The organism is Bradyrhizobium sp. INPA03-11B (genome assembly GCF_040446015.1).
In the GTDB taxonomy this organism is placed as follows: Bacteria; Pseudomonadota; Alphaproteobacteria; order Rhizobiales; family Xanthobacteraceae; genus Bradyrhizobium; species Bradyrhizobium macuxiense_A.
In genome coordinates this window covers 1-14,466 of record NZ_JASGSR010000010.1, presented here as the reverse complement: position 1 = coordinate 14,466, position 14,466 = coordinate 1, and the positions used below count along the sequence as shown (strand labels likewise).

General features: G+C 65.9%; 10 protein-coding genes. 9 read left to right on the top strand and 1 reads right to left on the bottom strand.

Annotation, left to right across the window (positions count from 1 at the left end):
- Positions 1-68 precede the first annotated feature (68 nt).
- Positions 69-1,154, bottom strand: coding sequence for a substrate-binding domain-containing protein (locus QMZ05_RS06075; protein ID WP_353699963.1), 1,086 nt, complete (start codon positions 1,152-1,154; stop codon positions 69-71).
- A gap of 117 nt (positions 1,155-1,271) precedes the next feature.
- Between QMZ05_RS06075 and QMZ05_RS06070 the strand changes: the two genes are divergently transcribed.
- The 9 genes from QMZ05_RS06070 to QMZ05_RS06030 all read left to right on the top strand — a co-directional run.
- Positions 1,272-2,753, top strand: coding sequence for an aldehyde dehydrogenase family protein (locus QMZ05_RS06070; RefSeq protein ID WP_353699962.1), 1,482 nt, complete (start codon positions 1,272-1,274; stop codon positions 2,751-2,753).
- Positions 2,754-3,021: 268 nt separating this feature from the next.
- Positions 3,022-3,861, top strand: a complete 840-nt coding sequence (locus QMZ05_RS06065; RefSeq protein ID WP_353699961.1) for an aldo/keto reductase — start codon at positions 3,022-3,024, stop codon at positions 3,859-3,861.
- A gap of 278 nt (positions 3,862-4,139) precedes the next feature.
- Complete coding sequence (locus tag QMZ05_RS06060) at positions 4,140-5,093, top strand: DMT family transporter (protein WP_353699960.1); 954 nt, start codon at positions 4,140-4,142, stop codon at positions 5,091-5,093.
- Between the two features lie 163 nt (positions 5,094-5,256).
- Entirely contained in the window at positions 5,257-9,744 is a 4,488-nt protein-coding gene (locus QMZ05_RS06055) for an autotransporter domain-containing protein (protein WP_353699959.1), read from the top strand.
- A 112-nt stretch (positions 9,745-9,856) separates the two neighbouring features.
- A complete protein-coding gene (locus tag QMZ05_RS06050; RefSeq protein WP_353699958.1) occupies positions 9,857-10,939 on the top strand; it encodes a zinc-binding dehydrogenase in 1,083 nt (360 codons plus the stop codon).
- Between the two features lie 174 nt (positions 10,940-11,113).
- Positions 11,114-11,872, top strand: a complete 759-nt coding sequence (locus QMZ05_RS06045) for an SDR family oxidoreductase (RefSeq protein ID WP_353699957.1) — start codon at positions 11,114-11,116, stop codon at positions 11,870-11,872.
- A gap of 4 nt (positions 11,873-11,876) precedes the next feature.
- Positions 11,877-13,136, top strand: coding sequence for an FAD-binding oxidoreductase (locus QMZ05_RS06040; RefSeq protein ID WP_353699956.1), 1,260 nt, complete (start codon positions 11,877-11,879; stop codon positions 13,134-13,136).
- A 73-nt stretch (positions 13,137-13,209) separates the two neighbouring features.
- On the top strand, positions 13,210-13,878 hold the full coding sequence (locus QMZ05_RS06035; protein WP_353699955.1) for an amino acid ABC transporter permease: 669 nt from the start codon (positions 13,210-13,212) through the stop codon (positions 13,876-13,878).
- A 226-nt stretch (positions 13,879-14,104) separates the two neighbouring features.
- Positions 14,105-14,466 (top strand): ISAs1 family transposase (locus QMZ05_RS06030; RefSeq protein ID WP_353699954.1); only part of this gene is annotated, 362 nt, incomplete at its 3' end.

Here is a 14,466-nt window from a genome sequence, read left to right as displayed (position 1 = left end):
TCTTAAATATAGCGTGGCGGATCGGAGCGAGTCCAGTCGCAAGGGACCGTACAAGGGATCGTATCGGATCAGCGGTTCGAATGCATCTTCTCGAGAAAATCCTTCACGCCGCTGACGGCGCCGGTATTCGAGGCGACATAGCCGGGAAGGGCGCCCACCGCCTTGTGAAACTCGCTGCTCCTGATGATGTCGAGCACCCGCTGCATCGGCTCGGTCTCGAGGAACGCACGCTTGCAGACGAAGAAGTAATCCTCCGTCAGCAGGCGGATGAAGTCGAGCCCGAACTGCCGTGCGGCGGCCTCGACGCCGAAACTCGCATCCGCCATGCCGCTTGCGACATAGGCGGCGACCGCGGCGTGGGTGAACTCCATGTGCTGGGCGCCGTTGATCCGGCTTGCCGGGATCTTGTGCAGCGCCAGCAATTGATCGAACAGCATGCGCGTGCCGGAATCATGGTCGCGGTTGACGAAGCGGGCCTTGCTTGCGACCAGGTCCTTCAGCGAAGTGATCTTCAACGGGTTGCCGCGCTTGACCATCAGGCCCATTTCGCGCGTCACGAAATTGATCACGCGATCCTCGCGTGGATCCAGCCATTCGCGGCAGGTCTTGATGCCTTGCGCCCGCAACTCGCCGTGCGGCAGATGCACGCCGGAGAGATCGCAGGCGCCCTGCGCCAGCGAGACCAGCGAGTTCTGGTTGCTGACATAGCGGAGGTCGACGCCCATGCCGCCTGCGCGATCGAGGAACTCGCGCAGCTTGGACACCGCAAAGCCGTGGCTGGCATGGACACGGATCACCTGCGGCCGCTGCTCGAGGAACGGCTTGATCTCGGTGACCAGTTCCTGCGCGAGGTTCTCGAGTTGCAACCCGAGCCGCGCCTGCATGCGTTCGCCAGCCCACACCAGCTTCTCGCCGAACGGCGTCAGCTTCGAGCCTTTGCCGCGCTGGGTTTCCACCAGCGGAACGCCGAAGAACTCGGACCATTGCTCGATCAGGTTCCAGACGTGGCGATAGGACAGCTGCGCATCATTGGCGGCGCTGGTGATCTTCCCGGTCTTCCTGATCTTATTGAGGATGCCGAGCATCACGACCGCGGTCTGCGGTGAGTTCTCCTTGCGGAAGCGCCAGACGGTTTCGATCTCGATCTGCAGCATCGTGGTCACCACTTATGAAGTTGACTTCATATCCTGGCATGCCAATAGGCACAAGATATCATATTTACTGCTGATGAAAGCCTCCTACGTTGCAGGACAATACCAGGAGGAAATATGATGTCAGTTGCATATGACTATGAACGTAGCGCCCGCGCCCCGACCATCCGGGACGAATTGCTGCTGATCGACGGCGCCCGCGTCCGCTCGCTGTCCGGAAAGACCTTCAAGTCCCTCAATCCCGCCACCGAACAGGTGATCGCGACCGTTGCCGAAGGCAATGAGATCGACGTCGACCGCGCGGTCGCCGCCGCTCGCCGCGCCTTCGAGGGCCCCTGGCGCACCATGCGCGCGGCCGAGCGCGGCCACATCCTGCTGAAATGGGCCGAGCTCTTGAAGCAGCATGCCGACGAGATTGTCGCGCTCGAAAGCCTCGATGCCGGCAAGCCGATCGCAGGCGTGCTGCGCCAGGATTTCCCGGCCGCCATCGACACGCTGACCTATTACGCCGGCTGGGCCGACAAGATCAGTGGCGACGTGGTCTCGACGCGCGACGACGCGCTCACCTACACGGTGCGCGAGCCGATCGGCGTAGTGGCCGCGATCGTGCCGTGGAATTTTCCGCTGATGATCGGCATGTGGAAGCTCGCGCCGGCGCTGGCCTGCGGCTGCACTGTCGTGATGAAACCGGCCGAGCTGACGTCGCTGTCCGCGCTGCGGATCGGCGAACTCGCGCTGGAGGCCGGTTTGCCGAAGGGCGTCCTCAACATCGTGACCGGGCCCGGCCGCGTCGTCGGTGATGCGCTGGTCAATCATCCCGATGTCGACAAGGTCACGTTCACCGGCTCGCCCGGCGTCGGCCGCGGCATCATGAAGGGCGCCGCCGGCAACTTCAAACGCGTCTCGCTCGAGCTCGGCGGCAAGTCCGCCAATGTGATCTTCGACGACGCCAATCTCGAAGCCGCCGCCAAGGCCGCGGCCGCCGGCATCTTCTTCAATGCCGGGCAGGTCTGCTCGGCCGGCTCGCGCGTGCTGGTGCAGGAGAACGCCTATGACGAGGTGGTCGAGCGCCTGGTTGCGCGCGCGGAAGCCTTGCGCATCGGCGATCCCGCCGACCGCGCCACCGCGCTCGGGCCTGTGATCTCCGAAAAGCAGATGCGCTCGATCCTCGATTATGTCGAGATCGGCAAGAACGAAGGCGCGCAGCTCGCCACCGGTGGTGCACGGGTCGGCGACCGCGGTTATTTCATCAGCCCCGCGGTGTTCGCCAATGTCGCGCATGAGATGCGCATCTCGCAGGAGGAGATCTTCGGTCCCGTCGTCAGCGTGATCAAGTTCAAGGACGAGGCCGATGCGCTGGGCATCGCCAACGGCACCGCCTACAGCCTCGCCGCCGGCGTCTGGAGCGCCGATATGGGCCGCGTGCAGCGGTTTGCGAAGAAGGCCCGCGCCGGCACGGTGTGGATCAACACCTATGGCTATACCGATGTGCGGTTGCCATGGGGCGGCGAACGCGACTCCGGCCTCGGCCGCGAGCACGGCACCGCCGCGCTCGACAATTTCACCGAGCCGAAGGCGGTGTGGATGAATCTCAACGTTTGATGGCACGTAATGCCAGCAAGAAAGGCGCGGATCGGAGGATCCGCGCGGTTGGGATTGCGCGAGAACGCGCAACATAACAGCTGTCGTCCCGGCGAAGGCCGGGACCCATAACCCCAGGATGAAGTTGTTGCGCGACGCTGTGGCCACAGCGGAGCGCAACCACGTGGTTCCGTGGTTATGGGTCCCTGCTTTCGCAGGGACGACGATGTGGAGACATCATCGCCCGTTTCCTTTATCGTTCTGCGTGGCTCCAACGAACGAGGCGATCGTGCAGACAAAAAAATTCGGCAACAACGGCCCGCAGGTCTCGGTGATCGGGCAGGGCACCTGGTATCTTGATCGCGGTGACCGCAAGGCGGCCGTCGCTGCGCTGAAGCGCGGCATCGATGCCGGCATGACGCATATCGATACCGCCGAGATGTATGGCGACGCCGAACTCGTGATCGCCGATGCGATCGTTGGCCGCCGCGACGAGCTGTTCCTGGTCTCGAAGGTTCTGCCGAGCAACGCCTCGCGCCGCGGCACCATCACCGCCTGCGAGCGCTCGCTGAAGCGATTGAAGACCGATCGCCTCGATTGTTACCTGCTGCACTGGCGCGGAACCTATCCGCTGGCCGAGACGGTCGCGGCATTCGACGAACTGATCGCGGCCGGCAAGATCCGCTCCTGGGGCGTCAGCAATTTCGACACCGAGGATCTCGACGAACTGCTCGACGTCGCCGGCGAGGGCAAGATCGCCTGCAATCAGGTGCTCTACCATCTGCAGGAGCGCGCGATCGAGCACGCCGTGATTCCGTGGTGCGAGCGGCACGGCGTCGCCGTGGTCGCCTACTCGCCGTTCGGCCACAATGATTTTCCCTCGCCGTCGAGCAAGGCCGGCACGGTGCTGCAATCGATCGCCGAGAAGCACAAGGCGACGCCGCGCCAGGTCGCGCTGAGCTTCCTCACGCGGCTGCCGTCGGTGCTGACAATTCCGAAGGCATCGAATGCGGACCACGCGGCGGAGAATGCTGCGGCGGGAGCGCTCAAGCTCAGCGGCGACGAACTCGCCGCGCTAGACGCGGCGTTCCCGCGCGGGCCGAAGCCGCGCTCGCTGCCGATGCTCTGAAGAACCACATCACACAACAGAGTCCCGCGAAATTCGCGGGGTCACACCGCTCCGCTCCACACAGTTGTTAACAAACTGTTGCAGCTGCGGCCGCATTGTGGCTGCGGCGGGCCGTCGCGCGCGCTGACGCATATCGGAGTCCCGTTTTCGGGCATTGTTCTCGCGGCGGAATTGGCGTTCTGTACGAACAGCAGATTCCCCTTATTTTGCTCATCGAGATTGCCGTGACACCGCCCCCCGCCGCCGTAGCCGCCAGGCTGGACAGCGTTCCTCTTTCTTTGCCCGTTAAGACTGCGCCCGCAACGACGAGCCTGGCGAGCAAAGCGCCGGCCCGCACCGACCGGCCGTTCAAGGGCATTGCGCTGATCCTGCTGTCGACGGTGTTCCTGGGGACCTCCGACGTTACCGCAAAATATCTCTCGTCCTCGCTGCCTTCGATCGAGATTGCCTGGATCCGCTTCCTGGTGTTCGCGTTGATCATGACGCCGGCGATGCTGCCCGGCACGCCGCTATTCGCGCTGCGCAGCAATCGTCCCGGTCTGCATTTGCTGCGCGGCGCCGCGCTGCTCGGCTCGTCGCTGATCTTCATCACGGGGCTCGGCTTCCTGCCGATCGCCGAGGCCTCGGCCACCAGCTTCGTCTCGCCGCTGTTCGTCACCGCGCTGTCGATCGCCTTCCTTGGCGAGAAGGTCGGCATGCGCCGCTGGATCGCGACCGCGGTCGGCCTCGCCGGCGTGTTCATCATCCTGCGGCCGGGCACCAGCGCCTTCCATCCCGCCGCGGTCTTCCCGATCGTCTCCGCGCTGGCCTGGGCCGGCACGCTGATCCTGACGCGCATGATGAGCGGCAGCGAACGTCCGGTCACGGTGATGACCTATTCGTCCATCGTCGGCGTCGCCATCGTCAGCGCGCTGGTGCCGTTCGTCTGGGTCACGCCGAGCTGGCACGACATCATGTTCGGCATCCTGATCGGCGTTGCCTCCACCGTCGGACAATGGATCGTGGTGCTGGCGTTCCGCTACGGCGATGCCTCGGTGCTGGCGCCGTTCTCCTACACGCAACTATTGTGGGTCAGCATCCTCGGCTTCCTGATCTTCGGCGAAGTGCCCGACCATTGGACCATCCTCGGCGCCGGCTTCATCGTCGCCTCGGGCCTCTACACCGCGCATCGCGAGCGCGTCAGGCGGTCGCAGTTGCTGACCGCGGCCGGCGAGCCCTCGCCGAACGCCTGACGGCGCGTTTCTATTTTACAACAGCTGCCCTTTATCCCTGCGAATGCGGGTCGCGCGCCGCGACCGTGCACGGCCTGAGAAGACGCGTCCCCCGCGAATTGCAAGATAGCCCATTCGGGTTAAGCCGCGTCCGCGCGGCACTATCGATTTTGGGGCTGGGACAATGCCGGAGTGGGGCCGCACGCGAATCCGTCTGCAAGGCTGGTTGACGGCCGCGATCATTCTTTCAACGGGTCTGCTCGCCGGGCCGGCCCTCGCGCAGAACGGCGGCGTGGGCGGCGAGGGTGATTATCAGTCGACGGGACAATATGGCGGCGCCGGCGGCGTTCCGGGCGTCAATGGCGGGGTCGGCGGCGCCGGCGGCACTCCGAATCGGTCGTGCGTATGCACCGGTGGCGGCGGTGGCGGCGGCGCTGCGGGCGCCGCCGGAGGCGCCGGCGGTCCCGACGGAAATTTCAGGAGAGGCGGCGCTGGCGGTGCGGCCGGGCTGGATGGCACCGCGGGAACGGCCAACTCGGATACGGCCAGCGGCGGCGGTGGCGGCGGCGGCGGTCTGAGCGGAACGACAGCTGCGACGTTGAACAATACCGGAGTCCAGTCGGGCGGTAACGGCGGCAAGGGCGGCGACGGTGGTGTCAACACCATGCCTTCAAATCAAGTCGTTGGCGGTGGCGGCGGTGGTGGCGCGGGTGGCGCCGCGGTCGTCATCACCGGCGCCGGGACTCATTCGAACAGCGGCAGCATCACGGGTGGCAATGGCGGCGCGGGCGGTGCCGGCGATGTCGGCGGCAGCGGCGGTGACGGCGGCACCGGCATCGCCGTCACGGTGTCGGGCGCAACGATCAGGAATTCCGGCTCGATCTCCGGTGGCGCCGGCGGCGGCGGCGGTGCACAGGTGTCCGACATCTACTCGAATCAAGGCAATCCTGCTTACGGCGGCACAACGGGACGGCCGGGAGCGGCAGGCACCGGCGGCACCGGCATCGTCGGCGCTGGCCTCGCCGTCATCAACAGCGGAACGATTACCGGTGGTGGCGGTCCGGGCGCGCAGGGCTATGCGATCGGCTTCACGGGCGGTGCAAATACGCTGACGTCAAGCGGCGGAACATTGAGCGGCAATCTCGGCATTGCCAATGGCGTCGGCGCCAGCCTGACATTCCTGCAAACCAGCGCGGCCGGCGCTTCGGGTAATGTAACCATTTCCAGTATCACCGGCCTCACGGGCGGCGCCACCGATGCCTCAGTTGCGGTCAAGCTGGACGGCGGGCGCTCGCTCATCATCACCGGCGCCAGCTCCTACACCGGCGGCACCTCGGTGAGCGACGGATCGACACTCGTCCTCCGCAACAGCAATGCGCTTGGCAGCGGCAAGCTGACGATGGGCGAGACGCTTGCCGGGCTCACCAAGCTGGTGCTGGACGGCAACGGCTTCAACATCGCCAACACCATCGTCATCAACAGCGATCCCGTCATCACCGTCGCGGCCGGCACCACCAACACGATGTCGGGGCCGATCAGCGGTGCCGGCGATATCGTGCTCGACGGGGGCGGCACGCTGGTGCTGTCCGGCGCCAATACATACACCGGCGGCACCACGATCTGCGGCACCGCCTGTGGCGCTGCCGGCGGCAGCAGCGTGCTGCAGGTCGGCGTCAACACGGTGGGTACGCCGGGCGCGATCGTTTCGTCGGCGATCGGCACTGGCCTGCTCACCTTCGATGGCGGGACGCTGCAGGCCGGCGGCAACTACACGGTCGCGAACAACGCACAGATCAATGCCACCGGCGGTACCATCGATGCCAACGGATACACATTTACCTATTCGGGTAACATCGCAGGCCCGGGCGGATTGACAGCGCTGAACGGCCGCGTGGTGCTGACAGGCACCAACACCTATGCCGGCGGCACCACGATCTGCAATTGCGCCACGCTGCAACTCGGCGACGCCACCCACACCGCCTCGATCGTCGGCCAGGTCAATGTCGAGGGCAGGTTCGACATCGTCAATGCCAACACGGCGGGCATCACCAAAATCGTCAACGACGGCCTCAGCGGCGTTGCCACTACGACGTTCCGCAATTCCACGACGGCGTCGACGGCGATCATCGACAACCTGAATTCCGGTATCACGCAGTTTCGCGACAGCAGCACCGCGGGCAACGCGACCGTGAGCAATAGCAACGGTGCCCTGACGATCTTCCGCGACACCAGTTCTGCCGGCAATGCCACCTTCACCAACACCAACGGCGGCACCGTGGTGTTCGGCGACGCGCTTGGTCCTCCCGGTGGCTCGGACACCAGCACGGCCGGCAAGGCCGTGTTCGACAACCATGATGGCGGCGGCGTCGTGTTCCTGGGCCACACCAATGCGGGTCAGGCCACCATCACCAATGGCAACAATGGCGGCTCGACACAGTTTTTCGAATTCTCGTCGGCCGGGTCGGCGACGATCACCACGACCGCGACCGGCTATATCGCTTTCTTCCAGAACAGCACCGCGGCGAACGCGACTATCGACAATAGCGGGCTTACCTATTTTGGCACGTCGGGCTTCAGCTTGACGGAAGCTCCGACCGCGGGCAACGCCACGATCATCAACCGCTCCGGTGGCGCGCTGATGTTTGACGCCTACGCAACGGCCGGCAACGCCACGATCACCACCGAGAGCGGTGCCAACGTCAAATTCGCAGGCAATTCGACCGGCGGCGCCGCGCAGTTCATCACCAACGGCACCGGCTTCGTGGATTTCGGCGGCAGCCTTGGGCCGAACGGCGACGGCCGCATCACCGCAGGCTCGATCGCGGGTTCGGGCACCTATTATATCGGCGGCGGAAATGCGCTCACGGTGGGCGGCAACAACCTCTCGACTGTCGTCAGCGGTGTGATCGCCGATGTCGATCCCTGCGGCTGCGGCCCGGCTGGGCCCGGCAATCTGGAAAAGACCGGCAGCGGCACGCTGACCCTGTCGGGCGTCAACACCTATACCGGTACCACCGTCGTCAACGGCGGCGTCCTGCAAGTCGACGGCTCGATCGCGTCGTCGAGCGCGGTGACGGTGAATTCGGGCGGTGCGCTCTCCGGCAGCGGCACCGTCGGTAATACGACGATTGCAAGCGGCGGCATCCTGCTGCCGGGCAATGGAACACCGGGCGCGTCCCTGACCGTGGCCGGCAATCTCGCCTTGCAGTCCGGCGCGCTGTACCTCGTCGGGCTCAGTTCGACGGTGTCGACATCAACCAAGGTGACCGGTATCGCGACGCTTGCCGGATCGGTCGGCGCCAGCATCGCCGCCGGCCGCACGGTCGCGAAGCAATACACCATCCTGTCGGCGGCCGGCGGCCGCAGTGGAACGTTCGCCGGCCTCGATTCAACCGGACTGCCGTCCGGCCTGGTTGCGACGCTCGGCTATGACGCGAACAATGCCTATCTCAATTTCGTGCTCAATTACGGCGCAGCGTCGAAGCTGAACGTCAACCAGAACATTGTCGCCACCACGCTGCAGAACTTCTTCAATGCCAATGGCGGCATCAACGTGGCCTTCGCGGACCTCTCGCCGAACGGCCTGACGCAAGTCTCAGGTGAGGGCGCGACCGGATCGCAGCAGGCGACGTTCAGCGCGATGAACCAGTTCATCGGGCTTTTGACCGATCCGTTCGTCGCAGGGCGCGATGGCGGTGTCAGTGGCGGCGTCGGCGCTGTGCCGTTTGCCGAGGAGAGCGCCTCGCTCGCCTATGCGGCGCGCAAGTCCGAGCCGCGCGACGCGCTCGCTGCGATCTACACCAAGGCGCCGCCGCAGCAGCTCGACTTCACGCAGCGCTGGAGCATCTGGACGGCAGGCTACGGCGGCTCGCAGACCACCGGCGGCAATGCGGCGCTCGGCTCGAACAACAGCAGCAGCAGCGTCTATGGCACGGCGGTCGGCGCCGATTACCGTTTCTCACCGAACACAATTGCCGGCGTTGCGCTGGCCGGCGGCGGCACCAGCTTCAGCACCAACGGTCTGGGCTGGGGCCGCTCGGACCTGTTCCAGGCCGGCGCCTTCGTGCGCCACAGCGTCGGCGCGGCGTATTTGAGCGCAGCGCTCGCCTATGGCTGGCAGGACATCACCACCGACCGCATCGTCACCGCCGCGGGCGCCGATCATCTGCGCGCCAACTTCAACGCCAATGCGTGGTCGGGCCGGCTCGAGGGCGGCTATCGCAACGCCACGCCGTGGATCGGGCTGACGCCTTACGCTGCCGCGCAGTTCACCAGCTTCGAGCTGCCGGCCTATGCCGAAAGCGTGGTCTCCGGCGGCGGCGCCTTCGCGTTGAATTATGCGGCGAAGAGCGTCACCGACGCCAGGAGCGAGCTCGGTCTGCGCACCGACAAGTCGTTCGCGGTCGATGGCGGCATCCTGACGCTGCGTGGCCGCGTCGCCTGGGCACATGACTTCAACCCGAACCGCAATGTTGGTGCTGTGTTCCAGGCATTGCCCGGCGCGGCCTTCGTGGTCAACGGCGCGGCGCAGGCCAGCGACTCCGCGCTGACCACGGCCTCGCTCGAGATGAAGTGGCGGAACGGCTGGTCGGCGGCCGCGACCTTCGAGGGCGAATTCTCCGGCGTGACGCAGTCCTACGCCGGCAAGGGCGTTATGCGCTATACGTGGTGATCCTCCGTGCTATAGCCTCCTGCGGCGAAAGCCTGTCGCGGATTTGATCCGCAATTTCGTGGGGCGAAATACGCGTCAAAATGAGTGGGGCAAAACCCACGCGGGAGGGAACATGCGCGCAGCGATCTTCAGAAACGGCGAGATCGTCGTCGACCAGATGCCGGAACCGAAGCCTGGCGCCGGCCAGGTGTTGGTCAAGTCGCTCGCCTGCGGCATCTGCGGTTCCGATCTGCACGCGCGCAAGCACGCCCACCGCATGGTCGAGCTGAGCAAGTTCCTGCCCGGCCGCACGCCGATGGATCTATCGCGCGACGTCGTGTTCGGCCACGAGTTCTGCTGCGAGGTCCTCGACTACGGCCCGAACACCACGCGCAAGCTGAAGCCCGGCACGCGTGTGTGCTCGCTGCCGGCGCTGCTGACGCCGGAGGGCCCGAAGGGCATCGGCTATTCCAACGATTATCTCGGCGCCTATGCCGAGCAGATGCTGCTCAGCGAGCCGCTGCTGCTCGAAGTGCCGAACGGCCTTTCCGCCGAGCATGCCGCGCTCACCGAGCCGCTTGCGGTCGGTGTGCATGCTGTGGCGATGGCCAACATCAAAGGCGGCGAGGTGCCGCTGGTGATCGGCTGCGGGCCGGTAGGGCTTGCGGTGATTGCGGCGCTCAAGATCAAGGGACTCGGCCCGATCGTCGCCGCCGATTACTCGCCGGCGCGGCGGCTGCTTGCCGAGAAGATGGGCGCCGATGTCGTGGTTGATCCCGCGAAGACGCAGCCCTATGCGAGCTGGGCCGAGCACGCCCAGATGTCCGAGGCGGAGAAGGCGGCGCGGCCGCCGATGCAGGCGCTGTTGCCGCCGCTGAAGCCCGCGCTGATCTTCGAATGCGTCGGCGTGCCCGGCGTGCTGCAGCAGGTGTTCGAGGGCGCGCCGCGCAGCGCCCGTGTCGTCGTGGTCGGCGTCTGCATGGAGACCGACAAGTCCGAGCCGATGCTCGGCATCATCAAGGAGCTCAACGTCCAGTACGTGCTCGGCTACACGCCGGAGGAGTTCGCCTATTCGCTGCGCCTGATCGCGGAAGGCCAGGTCGATGCTGCCTCGCTGGTCACCGGCCGTGTCGGCATCGACGGCGTCGCGCAGGCGTTTGCCGATCTCGCCAATCCCGAGGCGCACACCAAGATCCTGGTCGAGCCGTGGCGCTGAGTTCGATCTTGTAGGGTGGGTTAGCGAAGCGTAACCCACCATCTTCTCCGTGGCGCGAAGTCGGTGGGTTACGCCTCCGGCTAACCTACCCTACGGATCGGCGCTTGGTGCGCGCAAATTTGCATTTCGCGGCACCGAACCTATAGTTCGCTGTCCTCTGAAAGCACCCACCTCATGCGCGTTTCAATCATCACGGGAGGCGGCTCCGGCATCGGCGCCGCGGTCGCGCGCCGGCTCGCCGGCCCCGATCAATCCCTGATGCTGCATGGCCAGGGCACTGATGCCGCCGGGCTCGCGCGGCTGAATGCGGTCGCGGAGGAATGTCGCGGCAAGGGCGCGAAGGTTGCGGTCTCGACCGGCGATCTCGCCGCGGCCGGCGCCGGCACGGCACTGGTTGAGGCCGCGCGCGCCGCGTTCGGGCCGATCGACAGCATCGTGCACGCCGCGGGCTTTGCCGACCGCCGCGAATTCGCCAGCCTGCCGCGCGCGGCGCTGGAGCGCGCCTTTGCCGTGATGGCGGCGGCATTCCATGAAATCGCGGCGGCCGCGCTGGCCGACCTCACGCGCAACGCGCAAGGCCGCGTCGTCGCAGTCTCCAGTTTCGGGCCGCATCGCTTCGTGCCGGGTGCGACCTATCCGGGATCGGCCGCCGCGAAGGCCGCACTCGAAGTGCTGGTGAAGTCGCTCGCGATCGAACTCGCTGCATCAGGTGCCACCTCCAATGCCGTGATGCCCGGCTACACCCGCAAGGATCCCGGCCTGTTCGGCGCGCTGGATACCGCGACCTGGGAGCGGGTGGCGAAAGCCAATCCGATGCAGCGGCTGGCCGAGCCCGACGAGGTCGCGGCCGTCGTTACGTTCCTGCTGTCGCCGGACGCGGGCCACATCACCGGCGCGACGCTGCCGGTCGATGGCGGCCTGACCTTGATGTGACGGCATGAGCGAGGACACGCCAGCACAGCAGGTCGATGTCGTCGTGCTCGGCGCGGGCATGGTCGGCGTCTCGGCGGGCCTTGCCGCACGGCGGCGCGGGCTCTCGGTCGTCATCGTCGACCGCCGCGAGCCCGGCAGCGAGACCTCCTACGGCAATGCCGGCATCATCTCGTCCGGCTCGATCCTGCCGCTCAACACGCCGGCTCTGCTGAAGAACCTGCCGAAATATCTCACCAACAAGCATCCGGCGCTGCGCTGGAATCTTCCCTGGATGCTCGGCAATGCCGGCTGGGTGATCCGCTTCCTTGCTGCCGCAACACCGTCGCAGACCAAGCCGCGCGCCGCCGCGCTGCACGGCCTGATCGGGACGTCGCTGACGCTGCATCGCGACTGGATCGTGCAGGCCGGCGCCGGCCATCGCATCCGCGAGACCGGCTGGCTGAAGGCCTGGCGCGGCGACGGGCTCGCGGCCGTCAAGGCCGAGCAGGCCGCGCTTGCCGAGTTCGGCATCCAGAGCGAGGTGCTCGATCGCCAGGCAATCTCGGCGCTCGAGCCCAACATCATCCCTGCCTATAGTGTCGGCCTGCTGCACACCCAGACGGCATCGGTCGATTCACCCGGCGCGGTGGTCAAGGCCTATGCGCAGTTGCTCGCCAACAGCGACGGCACAGTCAGGCGATCTGAAATTCGGCGGATCGAACCGGTTGGCGACGGCTGGCGCGTGCAGCTTGCCGACGGCGAGATCGTCGCGCGCCATGTCGTGGTCGCGCTCGGCCCCTGGTCGGCCGAGCTGCTGCGGCCGCTCGGCTATCGGGTGCCGCTGGCATTCGAGCGCGGCTATCACCAGCATTTCGTGCCGAACCCGGCACGCAAATTGCTGCGGCCGATCCATGATGCGGAGGGCAGCTTCCTGATGACGCCGATGGAGCAGGGCATTCGCGTCACCAGCGGCGTCGAGCTCACCGCGCGCGACGCCCCGTCGAACTATGCGCAGCTCGAATCTGTCGTGCCGATGGCGCGCAGCGTGGTCGAATTCGGCGATGCGGTCGGCGAGCGCTGGCGCGGCGCGCGGCCGACGCTGCCCGACAGCCTGCCGATGATCGGCGCGGCGCCGCGGCATCGCGGGCTCTGGCTCGCTTTCGGCAACCAGCATATCGGCTTCACCACCGGCCCCGGAACCGGCGCCGCGGTCGCGGCAATGATCGCGGGCGACGCGCCGCCGTTCGACGTGACGGCATTTTCACCGGGCCGGTATATCGCGTGACTCGCGCGAAGCCGCCTGCGATGCTGGGGCCGCAAGCCACGCGGAGGGGAACGCGCGGCAATCGAGGGGCAGGATGAACTACGTCTGGGATTTCGGGATCCTCGCCAAGTACAGCCACCTGTTCTGGCTCGGGCTCGGCTGGACCATCGCCTATACGGTCGGCACCATCATCCTGGGCACGCTGATCGGCCTGATCGTCGGCATGCTGCGGCTGCGGCGCATTCCGGTGATCGACTGGCTCCTGATCGCCTATATCGAAACCTTCCGCTGCACGCCGCTCTTGGTGCAGATCATCTGGTTCTACTACGCCTTTCCGGTGGTGATCGGTGTCAACATTCCTGCGCATGTCGCAGCCGTCAGCGTGCTGTCGCTCTATGGCGGCGCGTTCTATGCCGAGATCGTGCGTGGCAGCATCGAAAGTGTGCCGGTCGGGCAGTGGGACGCCGCAAAGGCGCTCGGCTTCCGCGGCTGGCGCCTGATGCGGCTCGTGATCCTGCCGCAGGCGCTGAAGCCGATGATGGCGCCCTATGTCAACCAGTCGGTGACGCAGTTGAAGAACACCTCGCTGGTCTCGATCATCGCGGTGCCCGACCTCGTCTACAACGCGACACTGATCAACGCCGACACCTATCGGCCGCTCGAGGTCTACACCATCGTGGCGCTGATCTATTTTGCCATCCTGTTCCCGTCGACGCTGGTGGCCAGGCGGCTCGAGCGCGGGCTGACCTACGACAAGGTGTGATCTTTCTTACCTCTCCCCCTGTGGGAGAGGCGCGGATCGCATGCAGCGAAGCGGAATGCGATCCGGGTGAGGGGTAACGCTCTCTCGTGGGACCTGAGACCCTCACCCGGCGCTTCGCGCCGACCTCTCCCGGAGGCAGGGGAATCGCATGTTGGCTTCGGCAAGTAGTTGCCAAATCGACAGAAAGGGATTCTGAAGGTGGCTCCTGATCCGGAGGGAGCGACCGATGCAGCGATTTGCAGAGTGCTTTTCGGAGTTGCCAGACCCGCGAGCCGACAACGCACTGCATGATCTGACAGAGATATTGTTCATCGCGCTGATGGCGACGCTGTGCGGGGCGACGAGTTGCACCGACATGGCGCTGTTTGCCCGGATGAAGGCCTATCTCTGGCAGGATGTGCTGGTGCTCAAGAACGGCCTGCCGAGCCACGACACGTTCAGTCGGGTGTTCCGGATGCTCGATCCGAAGGCGTTCGAGACGGCGTTTCGGCAGTTTATGAAGGCGTTTGCACAAGGCGCCAAGATCAAGCGGCCGCGTGGGGTGATTGCGCTCGATGGCAAAGCGTTGCGACGCGGCTATGACCGCGG